This is a genomic window from Aquamicrobium terrae (assembly GCF_052978165.1).
Window position 1 is genome coordinate 1692322 of the sequence record NZ_JBRKLZ010000001.1, and the last position, 15494, is coordinate 1707815.

The window sequence follows — 15494 nt, forward strand, 5'->3', positions numbered from 1 at the left end:
ACGCCCCGGTCGCCCGTCGGCAAACTATATATGAAATGGCCAAAGAGCCAAATTATATATGATTAAGGGCAACAGCCTGATCTATATATATGCGTTTGACAAGCCCTCCGAAGCCGGTATGATCGCGCTCAAGGCGAATTAAAGCGCCGATGGTTGTGTCTCGGGAGGTTACAATGAACATGTCGAAATCCGGCTGGCTGTCCGGAATTGTTGTCGCCGGCGCCATGCTGGCTGGTGTCATGACGGCGGCGGCGGACCCGGTCCGCATCGGCATCGCCAATTTCGGCGAGCATTCGCAGCTCAACATCGCCATCGAAGGCTTCAAGAAGGCCCTTACCGAGGCCGGCTATGAAGAAGGCAAGGACGTCGTCTACACCGAAAGCCACACCAATTTCGACGCCTCGCTGGTGCCGCAGATGATCGCCAAGCTGCAGGCCGAACAGCCGAAGCTGATCTACACCGTCACCACCCCGGTTTCCCAGATCGCCCAGAAGGCGCTCGCCGGCTCCGGCATTCCGATCGTCTTCACCGCCGTCACCGATCCGGTCGCGGCCAAGCTGACGCCCTCCTGGGAGGAAGGCGGGGACGGCATCACCGGCTCCTCCGACCTTCAGGATCTCGCCGCGGTGATGAAGTTCGCCAAGGAGCTGATGCCCGACGCCACCCGCTTCGGCATCCCCTACAACCCGGGCGAGGCCAATGACGTCGCGCTGGTCGAGAGCGCCCGCGAACTGGCCAAGGACGCCGGCTTCGAGATCGTCGCCGTCGGTGTCGACAACGTCAACGAGATCCAGCAGCGCGTTGCCTCCTTCGCCGGCAAGGCCGACGTGATCTATGTCCCCACCTCCAACCTGCTGCAGCCGGCGGTCGCCGCCGTTGCCGCCGCCGCCCGCCAGGCCGGCATCCCGATCGTCAACGCCGACGACGGCGCCGTTCGCGACGGCGTGGTGCCGGCAAGCTTCGCCGTCAACTACAACAAGGTGGGCGAGAACGCCGGCAAGATCGCCGTGCGCATCCTCAAGGGCGAGGACCCCAAGTCCATCGCGCCGTCCAAGCCGGCTTACGAAGACCATGTCATGGTGATCTCGAAGAAGTCGGCCAAGGAGTTCGGTCTGGAAATCCCCGCCGCGCTCGACAATTGCGAGTGCTTCGTCGACTGACGGGCAGAATTTCGCCGGAAATGGCGGCGCTCTGGAGGCGCCGCCTTTTTCTTAAGCCTTCCAAGAACGCGCAGGAGTAGCGGATGCTGGAAGTCCGGTCCGCGCGCAAGGTCTTCTACCGGGGACAGCCCGACGAGAAGGTCGCGCTCGACAATCTCAACCTGACGCTCGCCACCGGCGAATTCGGGGTCGTCATCGGCTCGAACGGTGCCGGCAAAAGCTCGATGCTCAACGCCATTTCGGGCTCGCTAGTGCTCGATTCCGGCAAGGTCCTCATCAACGGCAACGACGTTACCGCCATGCCGGTGCACAAGCGCGCCGCCCGCCTGGCGCGCGTGTTCCAGGACCCGATGCGCGGCACCGCCGCCTCAATGACCGTGGCCGAGAACATGCTGCTGGCCGAGCTGCGCGCCAGGCGCCGCACGCTGCGCCCCGGCCTCAACGCCGCCCGGCTCGCCGAATATCGCGAGCGCCTGTCGGTGCTCGGCCTCGGCCTCGAAAACCGCCTCGACACCAAGGTGGAACTGCTTTCGGGCGGCCAGCGCCAGTCCCTGTCGCTGATCATGGCCGTCAGCGACCGGCCCGACGTGCTGCTGCTCGACGAGCATACGGCGGCGCTCGACCCGCGCACCGCCGACATCGTCATGCAGGCGACGATCCGCACCGTCTCCTCCCTCAAGCTGACCACGCTGATGGTGACCCACAACATGCAGCACGCCGTCGATTTCGGCGACCGCATCATCATGCTGGATGCCGGCAAGGTGAAGCTGGAGATCGCCGGCGAGGAAAAGAAGAACGTCACGGTGGTGGACCTGATCGGCCATTTCTCCGTCAAGACCGACCGCATGCTGCTGGCGAGCTGACCAAAATGGGCTTCATCGAAACCACCCTGTCGAGCTTCGTCTCGCTCATTCCCGTCACGCTGGCACAGAGCCTGATCCTGAGCTTCGTCGTGCTCGGCATCATGATCCCGTTCCGCATGCTGAGCTTCCCGGACCTGACCAGCGAGGGCGCCTTCCCGCTCGGCGGCAGCGTGTGCGGGGTCATGCTGGTCGCCGGCGCCTCGCCAGTGGCCGCCATCGCCGCCGCCCTCGCCGCGGGCTTCGTCGCCGGCTGCTGCACCGCCTTCATCCATCTGCGCTTCCGCATCCACACGCTGCTGGCCGGCATCCTGGTAATGACCATGCTCTACAGCGTCAACCTGCGCATCATGGGCCGCTCCAACCTGTCGGTATTCGGCAACCCGACCGTCTATGACTGGGTGCCGGGCCTGCGGGCAGGCTTCCCACCCTCGAAGATCGTGGTCGCCGGCCTCGTGGTTCTGGCCGTGTTCGCGCTGCTCTATTTCTACTTCAAGACCGAGAAGGGCACCGCCATGCGCGCGGTCGGCTCCAACCCGGACATGGCCGAGGCGCAGGGCATCAACGTCTGGGCCGCCACCATCGGCGGCATCGGGCTGGCCGGCGCCTTCTCCGCCACCGGCGGCGCGCTGATGGTGCAGAGCCAGGGGTTTGCCGACGTCAACATGGGCATCGGCGTGCTCATCAACGGCTTGGCCGCGCTGATGATCGGCGAGGCGATCACCGGCAAGCAGACGGTGCTGCGCCAGCTTCTGGCCCCCTTTGTCGGCGCCATCGTCTACTACCAGCTCGTGTCGCTGTGCCTTGCCGCCGGCATGCCGCCGCCCGACCTCAAGCTGGCGACGGGCCTGTTCGTGCTGACCATGCTGGCGCTGCCCAGCCTCAAGCGGGGGCGCGGCCCCGCCGCCGCCAAGGAAGCGTTCCGCGAATAGGGCAATTCCCGGGAAAGCGGGATCCGGCTTCCCGCGCGGAATTGCGTCAAGACAAGAGCCAGAACGCTCCGGCGAAGCCACCGCGCTTCGCCGGCAGCCCCGACCGCAACAGCCGGGCAAGCCTCCCGCCGAGGCACGCCCGCAAGGAGGTTTCATGTCCGCTGTTTCCGCCGCCGATCCTGCCGCTATCGATCCGGCCGCCATCGACCTGGCCGCCATCGGGGCGATGGACAAGGCCGACCCGCTCAGCGCCTTCCGCGCGCGTTTCGTGCTGCCGGAAGGCGTGATCTATCTGGACGGCAATTCGCTGGGCGCGGCCTCTTCTGCCGCACTTGCCGAACTCGGCAAGGCGGCCGGGCAGGAATGGAGCCACGACCTGATCCGCGCCTGGAACAGCGCCGGCTGGTTCGACATGCCGCTCAGGCTCGGCGACCGCATCGGCCGGCTGGTCGGCGCGGCGGAAGGCCAGGTCGTGGTGACCGACACCACCTCGATCAACATCTACAAGGCACTGCATGCCGCCCTCGCCATGCGGCCCGGCCGCAGCGTCATCGTCGCCGAAGGCGGTTCCTTCCCGACCGACCTCTACATGGCCGAGGGCGTCGTTTCCTCCCGTCCGGGCACGTCGCTGAAGCTGGAAGGCGTCGATGCGCCCACCATCGAGGACCTGATTGACGACAGCGTGGCCGTCGTGCTGGTCAACCATGTCAACTACAAGACCGGCGAGCTGCGCGACATGGCGGCGCTGACGCGGCGCATCCACGAGGCCGGCGCGATGGCGGTCTGGGACCTGTGCCACAGCGCCGGCGCGCTGCCGGTGGAACTCGACGCCGTCGGGGCCGATTTCGCGGTTGGCTGCACGTATAAATACCTCAACGGCGGCCCGGGCGCGCCGGCTTTCATCTATGCCGCCCGCCGCCACCACGACGACATCGTCCAGCCGCTTTCCGGCTGGTGGGGCCATGCCCGCCCCTTCGCCATGGAGCGCGGCTATGCCGGCGCCTCCGGCATCCAGCGTTTCCAGTGCGGCACCCAGCCGGTGCTCTCGATGCGGGCCCTGAAGGGCGCGCTCGACATCTGGGACGAGGTCGACATGACGGCCTTGCGGGAAAAGAGCCTGGCGCTCACCGATCTGTTCATCGCGCTGGTCGAGGCCCGCTGCGGGCAATACGGGGTTTCCCTGGAAACCACCCGCGACCGGGCACGGCGCGGCAGCCAGGTGTCCTTCGCCCATGCCAACGCCTATGAGGTGATGCAGGCGCTGATCGAGCGCGGCGTCATCGGCGATTTCCGCGCCCCCGCCACGCTGCGCTTCGGCTTCACCCCGCTCTACACCAGCTATCGCGACGTGTGGGATGCGGTCGGCATCCTTGAAGAGATTCTGTCAAGCGGCATCTGGAAGGAACCGCGCTTCGCGGTTCGCGCTGCGGTGACATAACTCTCTTCGTCATCAACTCTGATGGTTTTGATTGTCTCTGAGCCTTGCGTTGAGGGTTATGATGATCTTTCGCATGGTCGCTGCGATTGCGAGGATCGGTGGTTTTCCGTTGGCGATGAGGCGCGCGTAGAAGGCGGCGAACTCGCCTTGTCCGGCAGCGGCGCGCAAGGCCGGCATGAAGAGTGCGGTCCTGACCTGCGGTCTGCCGCCGCGCTGGCGTCGCCGGCCCCTTGCTGTGCCGCTCTCGTTGGGGTGCGGGGCGGTGCCGGCCAGCGCTGCGGCCTGTCGGCGCTGGAGATGGCCGAGCTCGGGCATCAGGGCGAGGATCGTCACGGCGCTGACCGTGCCGATGCCGTTCATGCCGGTGCAGATGGCGACGCGGTGGCGCAGGCCCGCGTTTTGCGCCACCAGCGCGGCGATCGCCCGCTCGAGCGCCGCGATCTGCCGGGTGATTGTTGCGAGCATGGCCCGAAACGAGGCGGCCATCGCCCTGGCACCGGGTGCCCGTGACCGGTTCTGCTCGGCAACCTTGAATGCGACCAGGTCGGCCCTTCGGCGCACGAGGGCCTGCATCTGCTTCTCGTCGGCGTCGGGCGCCTGCCACAAGGGCAGCTTCGTCCAGCGCTCGCGTCCATAGGCGGCCATCTGCGCGGCGTCGATGGCGTCGCTTTTGCCCAGCGTTCCGAAGGAGCGGATGAAGGCCTTGAGCCTGAGCGTGTCGGCGCGGTGGCAGGCGATGCCGGCCCTCAGGCACTCTTCCAGGAGCAGCAACTCGTAGCCGCCCGTCGGTTCGCACACGACGAGATCGGGGCGGCTGGTCCTGAGCAGCGAGCGGATGGCTGCGCGGCTGTTGGCGACAGTCGCAGCCGTGATGCCGTCATCGACGGCCAGCCGGTCCCTGGCGACATCGACACCGAGGCAGCGGACGGGCGCATGGTGCAGGAAGGTCATGACGGTGCTATCCTTTGCAGGCTTCGGATTGTTTGCGGGCGTGGTGGTGTGCCAGAGGCCCGATCAACTCTCCAAGCGGGGGTGCAAAGGCGGCAGAGACCTTGATGACGTCGGGTGTCGGCCCGATCCCGGAACCGGTCGCCTGCCGCCGAGGCTGCGGGTTTGCAGGCCCGCAGCCTCGCTGCTCAACCTACCCCATATCGATCAAACAATCCCGGAAGTCTGCCGCAGCGAAGCGAAGGCAGGCTGTCCGGGATCCATTCCGTGACGCTTCAAGGTTCAGGCATGGATTCCCGACACTTTCCGCCACCTGTGGTCGCTCCAACGTCGAGAATGACGAGTGTACTTATACTTTCCCGTCATTCCCGGCCTCGAAATGAGCGAAGTGAATGGAGAGTGTCGGGAATCCATGCCGCGGTCTGTCAGAATAACCACTTGCTGTTCCGGCATGGAGCCCGGCTTGCGATCACTACGCTCCCTTGGCCGGGATGACGCGCGGAGCGCTGGTCAAACCCCCAGGTAGCGATCCTGCAATTCGGGCGTCAGCGCATCCGGCGTGCCTTCGAACACCGTAACGCCCTTTTCGAGCACGAAGCAGCGGTCGGCCACCGGCAGCAGTTCCGACAGCGTCTTGTCGACCACCAGGATCGACTGGCCGGCGGCCTTGAGCTTGCGGATCGCCGCCCAGATGTCCTGCCTGATCACCGGGGCGAGCCCCTCGGTCGCCTCGTCGAGGATCAGCAGGCGCGGATTGGTCATCAGCGCCCGGCCGATGGCCAGCATCTGCTGCTCGCCGCCCGAAAGCGTGTTGGCATATTGGCTGCGCCGTTCGCCGAGGCGCGGGAACAGCTCCGTCACCCGCCCCAGCGTCCAGTCGCTGCCGCGCGCCGCCACCAGCAGGTTTTCCTCCACGGTGAGGTTCGGGAAGCAGCGCCGCCCTTCCGGCACCAGCCCCAGCCCCAGCCGCGCGATGCGATGCGGGCGCAGGCCGGCCAGTTCCTTGCCGGCAAAGCGGATCGAGCCAGCACGCGGCCGCACGAGGCCGAGAATGGAGCTGATGGTGGTGGTCTTGCCCATGCCGTTGCGGCCCATCAATGCCACCACCTCGCCGTCCTCGATGGTCAGCTTGACGCCGAACAGCGCCTGGCTGGCCCCGTAGAAACTTTCGACACGGTCGAGGACAAGCAGGCTCATGCCGCGTCTCCGAGATAGGCGCGCCGCACTGCCGGATCGGAGCGGATTTCGGCCACGGTGCCGGTGGCGATGATGCGGCCGTAGACCAGCACCGAAATGCGGTCGGCCAGCGCGAAGACGGCGTCCATGTCGTGCTCGACCAGCAGGATCGGCGCTTCATGGCGCAACCCGTCTAGGAAGCCGGTCAGCCGCTTCGAGCCTTCCGGCCCGAGCCCGGCCATCGGCTCGTCGAACAAAAAGGCCTTCGGCTCCAGCGCCAGAGCGATGGCGATTTCGAGCTGGCGGCGCTCGCCATGCGACAGCTCCGCCGCCGGCACTTTTGCCCGCTTCTCCAGCCCGACGCGTTCCAGCATGGCCATGGCCGGCCCGGTCAGGCTGCGGTCGCCCGCCACCGGCCGGAAGAAGCGGTAGCTCGAGCCCTGCCTGGCCTGCACGGCCAGCATGACATTGCGCAGCGCCGAAAATTCCGGGGCCAGCGAGGATATCTGGAAGCTGCGGCCAAGTCCCTTGCGCACCCGCGCCGCCATGTCGAGCCCGGCCATGTCCTCGCCAAGGAAGCGGATGGTGCCGCTGTCGGGCCGGATCGACCCGCAGATCTGGTGGATCAGCGTGCTCTTGCCGGCCCCGTTCGGGCCGATCAGCGCATGGATTTCGCCTTTGCGCAGGTCGAGGCTCACCCCGTCGGTGGCCTTCAGCGCCCCGAAGGTCTTGCGGATTTCTGAGAGCTGCAGGATCGGCTCAGCCATGGCGTGCCTTTCCGGCCAGAAGCCCCAGAAAACCGCCGCGCGCGAACAGCACCACGCCGAGCAGGATCAGCCCGAGGAAGAACTGCCAGCGCTCGGTGATGCCGCCCAGCGCATATTCGAACAGCACATAGACCATGGCCCCGGCCAACGGCCCGAACAGCCGCCCCTTGCCGCCGAGGATGATGAGCACGATCAGCTCGCCCGACATGTGCCAGGACAGCATGGAGGGGCTGACGAAGCGGTTGAGGTCGGCGAACAGCGCGCCCGCCAGTCCCGTCACCATGGCCGAGATGACGAAGGCGGCGAGCCGGATGCCGAAGGGCGTGATGCCGACGGCGGCGAGCCGCGTCGCGTTCTGCCGCGAAGCTTCCAGCGCAGCGCCGAAGCGTGAACCCTGGATGCACCAGAACAGCACCAGTCCCGCCGCCAGCAGGCCGAGGCAAAGCAGGAAATAGGGCAGAGGCTGCGCCGTATTGAGGCCGGGAAAGCTGTTGCGCACATAGATCGACAGCCCGTCCTCGCCGCCATAGTCCGGCCAGGAGACGGCGAAGTAGTAGATCATCTGGGCAAAGGCCAGCGTGATCATGATGAAGTAGACGCCGGCGGTGCGCAGCGATATCGCACCGATGGGCAGCGCCACCAGCCCGCACAGCGCAATCGCCACCAGCCAGATCACCGGCATCGCCGTGGTGGCCGCGAAGCCGAAGGGCAGCGGGGCGCCGTTGAAGGCGTGGGCGGCGAAGATGCCGGCCACATAGCCACCGAGGCCGAAGAAGGCGGCATGCCCGAACGACACCAGCCCGCCGAGGCCGAGCGCGATGTTCAGGCCCACCGCCGCCAGCGCCAGTATGGCGATGCGGGTGGCAAGCGTGACGTAGAACGGCTCGCCCGCCGCCGTCGCCGCCAGCGGCACGGCAACCAGCAATGCGACCAGCACGGCGCTGATCCATGTCTCGCGCGATACGCCCGCCATCATGCCTGCCCCGCAAACAGGCCGCGCGGCCGGAAGGCGAGGATCAGCGCCATGACGATGTAGATCAGCATCGAGGCAAGTGCGGCCCCGACGGAATTGGCCTGCGAGGCCGGCAGGGCGAGCGCCAGCAGCTTGGGCAGCAGGAAACGGCCCATCGTATCGACCACGCCGACCAGCACGGCGCCGACCAGCGCCCCCTTGATCGAGCCGATGCCGCCGATGACGATGACCACGAAGGCGAGGATCAGCGCCGGCTCACCCATGCCGACCTGCACCGATTGCAGCGCCCCGACCAGCGCGCCGGCCAGCCCGGCAAGGGCGGCACCGAGCGCGAAGACCACGGTGTAGAGGGTGCGGATGTCGACGCCGAGCGCCGCGATCATCTCGCGGTCGCTTTCGCCGGCGCGGATGCGCATGCCGAGCCGGGTGCGCGAAATCAAGAGATAGAGCCCGACCGCGACGACGATGCCGACGCCGATGATCGCCAGCCGGTAGAGCTGGTATTGCCCGCCGCCCGGCAGCGGCACCGCGCCTTGCAGCACCGGCGGAATGTCGAGATAGAGCGGGAAGGACCCGAACAACCAGCGCATACCTTCCGACAGGATGAGGATGAGCGCGAAGGTCGCCAGCACCTGGTCGAGATGGTCGCGCTCGTAAAGGCGGCGGATGACGGCCACCTCCATCAGCGCACCGGCGGCCGCCGCCGCCGCAAGGCTGGCGACGAGCCCGATCCAGAACGAGCCGGTGGCCGCCGCCACCGCCGCGCAGGCGAAGGCCCCGATCATGTAGAGCGAGCCATGGGCGAGGTTGATCAGCCCCATGACGCCGAAGATCAGCGTCAGCCCGGCGGCGATCAGGAACAGCATGACGCCGAGCTGGAGCCCGTTCAGAAGCTGTTCGATGATGAGGGCAATGGACAAAAGCGAGGGGTTCCGCGTGGGTTATCGATGGATCGGCTTGTGACGCTGCGCCGCCCCCTCACCTGCCTGCCGGCATCCTCTCCCCGCATGCGGGGAGAGGAGACCTGACCGTGGCGTTGGAGAACCCCTCTCCCCGTTTAATGGGGAGAGGGTAAGGGTGAGGGGCCGACTCATTCTCCCGCAAGGGAGAAAGAAACCTACATCTTGCACTGCTCGACATAGGCGTCGCCATGCTTCTCGAAGGCGGTGCCGATGATCTTGTTGGTCAGCACGTCGCCTTCCTTCACCACCTCGCGCACATAGATGTTCTGGATCGGATGCTGGTTGGTGTTGAAGGTGAACTCGCCGCGCACCGACTTGAAGTCCGCCTCCTTGAGGGCGGCGCGGAAGGCGTCCTTGTCCTTGACGCTGGCCTTGGCGAGCGCCGACAGGATGAGGTTCGCCGTATCCCAGCTCTGCGCGGCGTAGATCGACGGCAGGCGGCCATATTCGGTCTGGAAGGCTTCGACGAATTCCTTGTTGGCCTCGTTGTCGAGGTCCTTCGACCAGCTCGCAGAATTCTTCACGCCGAGCGCCGCGTCGCCCACGGCCGGCAGCACGTCCTGGCTGAAGGAGAAGCTCGGCCCCAGCACCGGCAGGCCGACGCCCGACTGCGCATATTGCTTCATGAAGGCGATGCCCATGCCGCCCGGCAGGAAGAAGAACACCGAATCCGCACCCGAGGCGCGGATCTGTGCGATCTCGGCCGCATAGTCGGTCTGGCCGACCTGCGTGTAGAGCTCGCCGGCCAGCTCACCCTTGTAGTAGCGCTTGAAGCCGGTCAGCGAATCCTTGCCGGCCGGATAGTTGGGGGCGAGGATGAAGGTCTTCTTGTAGTCCTGGTTGGCGTATTGGCCCATCGCCTCGTGGAAATTGTCGTTCTGGTAGGCGACGTTGAAATAGTTCTTGTGGCAGTTGGCCCCGGCCAGCGCCGACGGGCCGGCATTGGGCGAGAGATAGATGACGTCCTGCGCCACCGTGTTCGGCACCACCGCCATGGCGAGGTTGGACCAGATGATGCCGGTCATCAGGTCGACCTTGTCGCTCTGGATCATCTTTTCGGCGATCTGCACGGCCAGTTCCGGCTTCTGCGCGTCGTCCTCGATGACCAGCTCGACATCCTTGTTGCCGGCCTTCTTGAACGCCAGCACCAGTGCGTCGCGCGTATCGACGCCAAGGCCCGCGCCACCGCCCGACAGCGTGGTGATGACGCCGATCTTCACCGGCTCGGCCTGCGCCAGCCCCGCAACCGTCATCGAAAGGGCGAGCAGGCTCGCCGTCACTATGCTGCGCATTTCATTCTCCTCCCAGATTCCCCGTCCAGAGACGTTTTTCGATAGTCCCCAACCTTCGGGATCATGCCCTAAAGCCGGGTGCGAACTTTCCAGAGTTCGGGAAACAGTTCAACCTCAAGCATTCGTTTTAGATAGGAAACGCCGCCGGTTCCCCCGGTGCCGCGCTTCAGGCCGATGATGCGCTCCACCGTGGTCACGTGGTTGAAGCGCCAGCGGCGGAAGTAGTCCTCGAAATCGACCAGCTTCTCGGCCAGCTCATAGAGCTCCCAATAGCGGTTCGGCTCCCTGTACACCGCCTGCCAGGCCGCCAGCACCGCCTCGCTTTCGGCCCGGGTCTCGCGCCAGTCGCTGCGCGCACCATCGGCGCCGATGTCGAAGCCGCTGCGGCCAAGCAGCAGGATCGCCTCGTCGTAAAGCGAGGGCCGGGCGAGGATTTCCTCCAGCTTCGCCACCACTTCGGGCCGATGCTTGTGCGGCCCCAGCATGGCCAGGTTGCGGTTGCCGGCAAGGAATTCGATCGCCCTGTACTGCCAGGACTGGAAGCCGGACGACTGGCCGAGCGCGTTGCGGAACTCGGTATATTCGCTGGGCGTCATGGTGCGCAGCACGTCCCAGGCGCTGTTGAGCTGCTCGAAGATGCGCGCCACGCGCGTCAGCATCTTGAAGCAGGGCCGCACCTCGCCCCGCTGCACACAGGCGATGGCCGAGCGCAGCTCGTGCAGGGCCAGCTTCATCCACAGTTCCGAGGTCTGGTGCTGGATGATGAACAGCATCTCGTCATGGGCATCAGAAAGCGGCGCCTGCGCATCCAGCACCTTTTCCAGTTGCAGATAGTCGCCATAGGACATGCGCCCCCGAAACGACATCTGCGCGCCTTCGGCGGAAGGATCGTAGGGTTGCTGGCTCATTGGCGTTCCACCCTCAGCCTGAAGCGCTGGATCTTGCCGGTCTGCGTCTTGGGCAGCGCATCGAGGAAGCGGATCGAGCGCGGATATTTATAGGGCGCGATGGTCGCCTTGACGTGATCCTGCAACAGCTTGGCCATGGCGGCATCGCCAGCCTTGCCGTGCGCCAGCACCACATAGGCCTCGACGATCTGGCCGCGCTCCGGGTCCGGCGCGCCGATCACCGCGCATTCGGCCACATCGTCATGGGCCAGCAGCGCCGCCTCGACCTCCGGCCCGGCGATGTTGTAGCCGGCCGAGACGATCATGTCGTCGGAACGCGCGGCGAAGTGGAAGAAGCCGTCCTCGTCCTGGATGAAGGAGTCGCCGGTCAGGTTCCAGCCGTCGCGCACATAGTCGCGCTGGCGTTCGTCCGCCATGTAGCGGCAGCCGGTCGGGCCGCGCACCGCCAGCCGGCCGACCGTGCCGCGCGGCACCTCGTTCATATCCTCGTCGACGATGCGCGCCTCATAGCCGCGCACCGGCCTGCCGGTCGAGGCCGGGCGCATATCCCCGAAACGGTTGGAGATGAAGATGTGCAGCATTTCGGTCGCCCCGATGCCGTCGAGGATCGGCTTGCCGGTCTTTTGCACCCATTCCTCGAACACCGGGCCCGGCAGCGTCTCGCCGGCCGAGACCGCGACACGCAGCGACGACAGGTCGGCGCCTTCGTCCATGGCCTTCATCATCGCCCGGTAGGCGGTGGGCGCGGTGAAGGAGATGGTGGCGCGGTATTTCTCGATGATCTCGATCATGTTCGGCGGCGAGGCGTTTTCGAGCAGCGTCGCCGTGGCGCCGAAGCGCAGGGGAAACACCGCCAGCCCGCCGAGCCCGAAGGTGAAGGCCAGCGGCGGCGAGCCGACGAACACGTCATCCGGCGTCACGCCGAGCACTTCCTTCGCATAGCCGTCGGCGATGATCAGGAGATCGCGGTGGAAATGCATGGTCGCCTTGGGCACGCCGGTGGTGCCGGAGGTGAAGCCGAGCAGGGCGACATCGTCGCGCCCGGTCTTCACCGCCTCGAAACGCACGGACTTGCCGAGCGCGATGCGGTCGAGTTCCGCGTCATGATTGGCGGTGCCGTCGAAGCCGATCACTTTCTTCAGGAAGCGGCTTTCCTTGGCGCAGGCCACCATCTCGTCCATCAGCCGCGTGTCGCACAGCGCCAGCGAAACCTCTGCCTTGTCGACGATCTTGGCGAGTTCGCCGGCGCGCAGCATCGGCATGGTGTTGACGACGACGGCGCCGGCCTTGGTCGCCGCCAGCCAGCAGGCCACCATGGCCGGGTTGTTGGCGGAGCGGATCAGCACCCGGTTGCCGGGCTGGACGCCATAGTCCTCGACCAGCGCATGGGCGAGGCGGTTGGTCCAGTCCGACAATTCCTTGTAGGTGCGCTGCCGCCCGTTGCCGATCAGCGCGGTATGGTCGCCGAAACCCTGCTCGACCATGCGGTCGGTCAGTTCGGAGCCGGCATTGAGATATTCTGGATACCGGAACCCGTCGAGCAGGAACTCCGGCCACTGCTCCGGCGGCGGAAGGTTGTCACGGGTAAAGGTGTCGATATGTGCCGTAGGCCCAAGCATAAGCGTGATATCCTCCCTGCGACATCTACCGGAACCCGTAATGGCGGAAACCGCCGCGCTCCCGGGCCGGTTCCTCTCCCAGCCCAACGCGCGTTTCCCGAAAGGGTTCAACGACATGGTCGCAGGAGAAAAAATGACACCGGCCGAAAACTATTTCAAGCCTAAAGTTTCTTCGCTACGCTGATCGCCTTGGGAATTGACTTCGAGCCGCCAGACGCGGCTTGCTGTGCCGACAGCGAACGGACCGGGGAGACACGCATGCTGAGCCGCCATATCGAGGACTGGAGCGACGCCTACACCAACGGCGCCCATATAGCGGGCGGCGAGCGCTGGCCGGCCGCCTGGGTGGAGCCGGCGCGCAGCTTTCGCGAGGCGCTGGCGGCACAGGGCCGGGCGAGGCTCGACCTCGCCTATGGCGAGGCGCCCCGCAACCGGCTCGACCTGTTCCTGCCCGACAGCGCCCCGCGCGGGCTGGTGGTGTTCGTGCATGGCGGCTACTGGATGGGGCTCGACAAGAGCTATTGGTCGCATCTGGCGGCGGGGCCGGTCGCGCATGGCCATGCGGTGGCCATGCCCTCCTACACGCTCTGCCCCGACATTCGCATCGGCGGCATCGTGCGCGAAATCGCGTCCGCCATCGCCTTCGCAGCCGGCGAGATCGACGGCCCGCTGCGGCTCACCGGCCATTCCGCCGGCGGCCATTTGGTATCGCGCATGGCAAGCGCCGGCGCGCCGCTGCCCGAGCCGTTACGGGCCCGCATCCGCCATGTCGTGTCGATCTCCGGCGTGCACGATCTGCGGCCGCTGATGCGCACCGGCATGAACGAGACGCTCCACATCGACGAAAGCGAGGCGCTGGCCGAGAGCCCGGCCCTGCTGCGGCCCCGCGAAGGCATCCGCCTCACCTGCTGGGTGGGCGGGGCCGAGCGGGCCGAGTTCCTGCGCCAGAACGCCCTGCTGGCCAACATCTGGACCGGCCTCGGCGCGCGCACCGCCGCCGTGGCCGAGCCCGACCGGCATCACTTCAACGTCATCGACGGCCTCGCCGATCCGGACCATGCCTTGACCCGGACCCTGCTTGGCGACTGACCGCCGCATTTTCCGGGCTCACTCTCTCTGGCTCTTCTTTTGCGAAATAACGATTGCATTTTTTTGCAATCGTATTTATGCAGATTTCAAGATGTGATCCGGTCAAGCAACCGGCAAGCCAGAGGAATCGCTGCATGAGCAACAAGCCGGATGTTACCGCCTTCTTCGATCCGCGCACATGGTCGGTGCAATATGTCGTGGCAGATCCGGCGACCGGCAAATGCGCCATCATCGACCCGGTCTACGACTTCGACGAGAAGTCCGGCCAGACCGCCTCCACCAATGCCGACCGCATCCTCGATTTCGTCCGCGAGAGGGGGCTGGCCGTCGAATGGATCCTCGACACCCATCCCCATGCCGACCATTTCTCCGCCGCCCACTACCTCAGGCAGAAGACCGGGGCGCCGACCGCCATCGGCGAGAAGATCGTCGAGGTGCAGAAGCTCTGGAAAGGCTTCTACAACTGGCCCGATTTCCCCGCCGACGGCTCGCAATGGGACCGGCTGTTCGCCGACGGCGACACCTTCATGGTGGGTTCCATCCCGGCCCGCGTCATGTTCTCGCCCGGCCACACGCTGGCCTCGATCACCTATGTCATCGGCGATGCCGCCTTCGTCCACGACACGCTGTTCATGCCCGACAGCGGCACCGCCCGCGCCGATTTTCCCGGCGGCAGCGCCTCGGCGCTGTGGACATCGATCCAGGCAATCCTTGCCCTGCCCGACGACACCCGCATCTTCACCGGTCACGACTATCAGCCGGGCGGGCGCGAACCGCTGTGGGAATCGACCGTGGCCGAGCAAAAGGCGAAGAACACCCACATGTCGAAATATCTCACCGAGGCCGACTATGTCGCCGCCCGCCAGGCGCGCGACGCCACCTTGCCGATGCCCAAGCTGATCCTGCAATCCTTGCAGGTGAACACCAATGGCGGCCGCCTGCCCGAGCCGGAGGCCAACGGAACGCGTTATCTCAAGATACCGCTCGACCTCCTGAAAGGCGCACCATGGGGATGATCGTGACCGCTGCCGGAACCCTGTCCTGCGAGGCCGCCAACCTCAAGGCCCATGTCGACGAGGCATCGGCCTTCCTCAAGAAGCTGTCCAACCCGGACCGGCTGCTGGTGTGCTGCGCGCTGGTCGACGGCGAGCGCTCGGTGCGCGAACTGGAGGACCTTCTCGGCATCCGCCAGCCGGGCCTGTCGCAGCAGCTTGCCGAACTGCGCGAGGCGGAGCTGATCGTCAGCCGCAAGGAAGGCAAGCAGGTATTCTACCGGCTGGCCGACCAGCGCATCGCGCCCTTCATCCACACCATGCACGCCCTGTTCTGCCAGGTTCCGTGCCCGCAGCCGCAGTGAGAAAGCCGCGCAG

General features: G+C 66.1%; 16 protein-coding genes. 8 read left to right on the forward strand and 8 right to left on the reverse strand.

All coding sequences use genetic code 11. The features are described 5' to 3' along the window. Positions 1-173 precede the first annotated feature (173 nt). From ACVCNR_RS08530 to kynU, 4 genes are all read left to right on the forward strand, one after another. Positions 174-1160, forward strand: a complete 987-nt coding sequence (locus ACVCNR_RS08530) for an ABC transporter substrate-binding protein (protein WP_447074395.1) — start codon at positions 174-176, stop codon at positions 1158-1160. Positions 1161-1243: 83 nt separating this feature from the next. Further along, positions 1244-2023: an ABC transporter ATP-binding protein gene (locus tag ACVCNR_RS08535; protein WP_354199564.1), complete on the forward strand. Its 780-nt coding sequence runs from the start codon at positions 1244-1246 to the stop codon at positions 2021-2023. Positions 2024-2028: 5 nt separating this feature from the next. After that, positions 2029-2952: an ABC transporter permease gene (locus ACVCNR_RS08540; RefSeq protein WP_354199563.1), complete on the forward strand. Its 924-nt coding sequence runs from the start codon at positions 2029-2031 to the stop codon at positions 2950-2952. 154 nt (positions 2953-3106) lie between these two features. Beyond that, on the forward strand, positions 3107-4390 hold the full coding sequence (gene kynU / locus ACVCNR_RS08545) for a kynureninase (RefSeq protein WP_354199562.1): 1284 nt from the start codon (positions 3107-3109) through the stop codon (positions 4388-4390). Between the two features lie 12 nt (positions 4391-4402). Here kynU and ACVCNR_RS08550 read toward each other — a convergent pair whose 3' ends face one another. From ACVCNR_RS08550 to ACVCNR_RS08585, 8 genes are all read right to left on the reverse strand, one after another. Further along, positions 4403-5341: a transposase gene (locus ACVCNR_RS08550; protein WP_447073895.1), complete on the reverse strand. Its 939-nt coding sequence runs from the start codon at positions 5339-5341 to the stop codon at positions 4403-4405. A gap of 507 nt (positions 5342-5848) precedes the next feature. Next, a complete protein-coding gene (locus tag ACVCNR_RS08555; protein ID WP_354199561.1) occupies positions 5849-6535 on the reverse strand; it encodes an ABC transporter ATP-binding protein in 687 nt (228 codons plus the stop codon). Further along, positions 6532-7281 carry an ABC transporter ATP-binding protein gene (locus tag ACVCNR_RS08560; RefSeq protein WP_447074397.1) on the reverse strand — a complete coding sequence of 250 codons (750 nt, stop codon included), beginning with the start codon at positions 7279-7281 and terminating at the stop codon, positions 6532-6534. Before ACVCNR_RS08560 ends, ACVCNR_RS08555 begins: the two co-directional genes overlap by 4 nt. Next, a complete protein-coding gene (locus tag ACVCNR_RS08565; protein WP_447074398.1) occupies positions 7274-8254 on the reverse strand; it encodes a branched-chain amino acid ABC transporter permease in 981 nt (326 codons plus the stop codon). Before ACVCNR_RS08565 ends, ACVCNR_RS08560 begins: the two co-directional genes overlap by 8 nt. Next, positions 8254-9174 carry a branched-chain amino acid ABC transporter permease gene (locus tag ACVCNR_RS08570; protein ID WP_354199558.1) on the reverse strand — a complete coding sequence of 307 codons (921 nt, stop codon included), beginning with the start codon at positions 9172-9174 and terminating at the stop codon, positions 8254-8256. Before ACVCNR_RS08570 ends, ACVCNR_RS08565 begins: the two co-directional genes overlap by 1 nt. A gap of 197 nt (positions 9175-9371) precedes the next feature. Beyond that, complete coding sequence (locus tag ACVCNR_RS08575) at positions 9372-10508, reverse strand: ABC transporter substrate-binding protein (RefSeq protein ID WP_447074400.1); 1137 nt, start codon at positions 10506-10508, stop codon at positions 9372-9374. A 68-nt stretch (positions 10509-10576) separates the two neighbouring features. Continuing rightward, positions 10577-11416, reverse strand: coding sequence for a tryptophan 2,3-dioxygenase (gene kynA, locus ACVCNR_RS08580; RefSeq protein ID WP_447074402.1), 840 nt, complete (start codon positions 11414-11416; stop codon positions 10577-10579). Further along, positions 11413-13035 (reverse strand): AMP-binding protein, encoded by a 1623-nt coding sequence (locus ACVCNR_RS08585; protein ID WP_447074404.1) that lies wholly within the window; start codon positions 13033-13035, stop codon positions 11413-11415. Before ACVCNR_RS08585 ends, kynA begins: the two co-directional genes overlap by 4 nt. 40 nt (positions 13036-13075) lie before the next feature. Here ACVCNR_RS08585 and ACVCNR_RS08590 point away from each other — a divergent pair, with 40 nt between their 5' ends. The 4 genes from ACVCNR_RS08590 to ACVCNR_RS08605 all read left to right on the forward strand — a co-directional run bounded on the left by ACVCNR_RS08590 (position 13076) and on the right by ACVCNR_RS08605 (position 15481). After that, on the forward strand, positions 13076-13219 hold the full coding sequence (locus ACVCNR_RS08590; RefSeq protein ID WP_447074405.1) for a hypothetical protein: 144 nt from the start codon (positions 13076-13078) through the stop codon (positions 13217-13219). A gap of 74 nt (positions 13220-13293) precedes the next feature. Continuing rightward, the gene (locus tag ACVCNR_RS08595) at positions 13294-14124 is read left to right on the forward strand and encodes a hormone-sensitive lipase (protein WP_447074406.1); all 831 of its coding nucleotides are present in this window, start codon (positions 13294-13296) and stop codon (positions 14122-14124) included. Between the two features lie 134 nt (positions 14125-14258). Continuing rightward, positions 14259-15140, forward strand: coding sequence for an MBL fold metallo-hydrolase (locus tag ACVCNR_RS08600; RefSeq protein WP_447074408.1), 882 nt, complete (start codon positions 14259-14261; stop codon positions 15138-15140). Further along, positions 15137-15481, forward strand: a complete 345-nt coding sequence (locus ACVCNR_RS08605) for an ArsR/SmtB family transcription factor (protein ID WP_447075663.1) — start codon at positions 15137-15139, stop codon at positions 15479-15481. Before ACVCNR_RS08600 ends, ACVCNR_RS08605 begins: the two co-directional genes overlap by 4 nt. The last annotated feature ends 13 nt before the right edge of the window (positions 15482-15494 follow it).

Bases quoted from the DNA above. Each gene is read 5' to 3' on its own strand.
- ACVCNR_RS08590 (WP_447074405.1), top strand. From the start codon at position 13,076: ATGGCGGAAACCGCCGCGCTCCCGGGCCGGTTCCTCTCCCAGCCCAAC.
- ACVCNR_RS08605 (WP_447075663.1), top strand. From the start codon at position 15,137: ATGATCGTGACCGCTGCCGGAACCCTGTCCTGCGAGGCCGCCAACCTC.
- ACVCNR_RS08585 (WP_447074404.1), bottom strand. From the start codon at position 13,035: ATGCTTGGGCCTACGGCACATATCGACACCTTTACCCGTGACAACCTT.
- ACVCNR_RS08575 (WP_447074400.1), bottom strand. From the start codon at position 10,508: ATGCGCAGCATAGTGACGGCGAGCCTGCTCGCCCTTTCGATGACGGTT.
- ACVCNR_RS08535 (WP_354199564.1), top strand. From the start codon at position 1,244: ATGCTGGAAGTCCGGTCCGCGCGCAAGGTCTTCTACCGGGGACAGCCC.
- ACVCNR_RS08550 (WP_447073895.1), bottom strand. From the start codon at position 5,341: ATGACCTTCCTGCACCATGCGCCCGTCCGCTGCCTCGGTGTCGATGTC.
- ACVCNR_RS08530 (WP_447074395.1), top strand. From the start codon at position 174: ATGAACATGTCGAAATCCGGCTGGCTGTCCGGAATTGTTGTCGCCGGC.
- ACVCNR_RS08560 (WP_447074397.1), bottom strand. From the start codon at position 7,281: ATGGCTGAGCCGATCCTGCAGCTCTCAGAAATCCGCAAGACCTTCGGG.
- ACVCNR_RS08595 (WP_447074406.1), top strand. From the start codon at position 13,294: ATGCTGAGCCGCCATATCGAGGACTGGAGCGACGCCTACACCAACGGC.
- ACVCNR_RS08600 (WP_447074408.1), top strand. From the start codon at position 14,259: ATGAGCAACAAGCCGGATGTTACCGCCTTCTTCGATCCGCGCACATGG.
- kynA (WP_447074402.1), bottom strand. From the start codon at position 11,416: ATGAGCCAGCAACCCTACGATCCTTCCGCCGAAGGCGCGCAGATGTCG.
- ACVCNR_RS08565 (WP_447074398.1), bottom strand. From the start codon at position 8,254: ATGGCGGGCGTATCGCGCGAGACATGGATCAGCGCCGTGCTGGTCGCA.
- kynU (WP_354199562.1), top strand. From the start codon at position 3,107: ATGTCCGCTGTTTCCGCCGCCGATCCTGCCGCTATCGATCCGGCCGCC.
- ACVCNR_RS08540 (WP_354199563.1), top strand. From the start codon at position 2,029: ATGGGCTTCATCGAAACCACCCTGTCGAGCTTCGTCTCGCTCATTCCC.
- ACVCNR_RS08555 (WP_354199561.1), bottom strand. From the start codon at position 6,535: ATGAGCCTGCTTGTCCTCGACCGTGTCGAAAGTTTCTACGGGGCCAGC.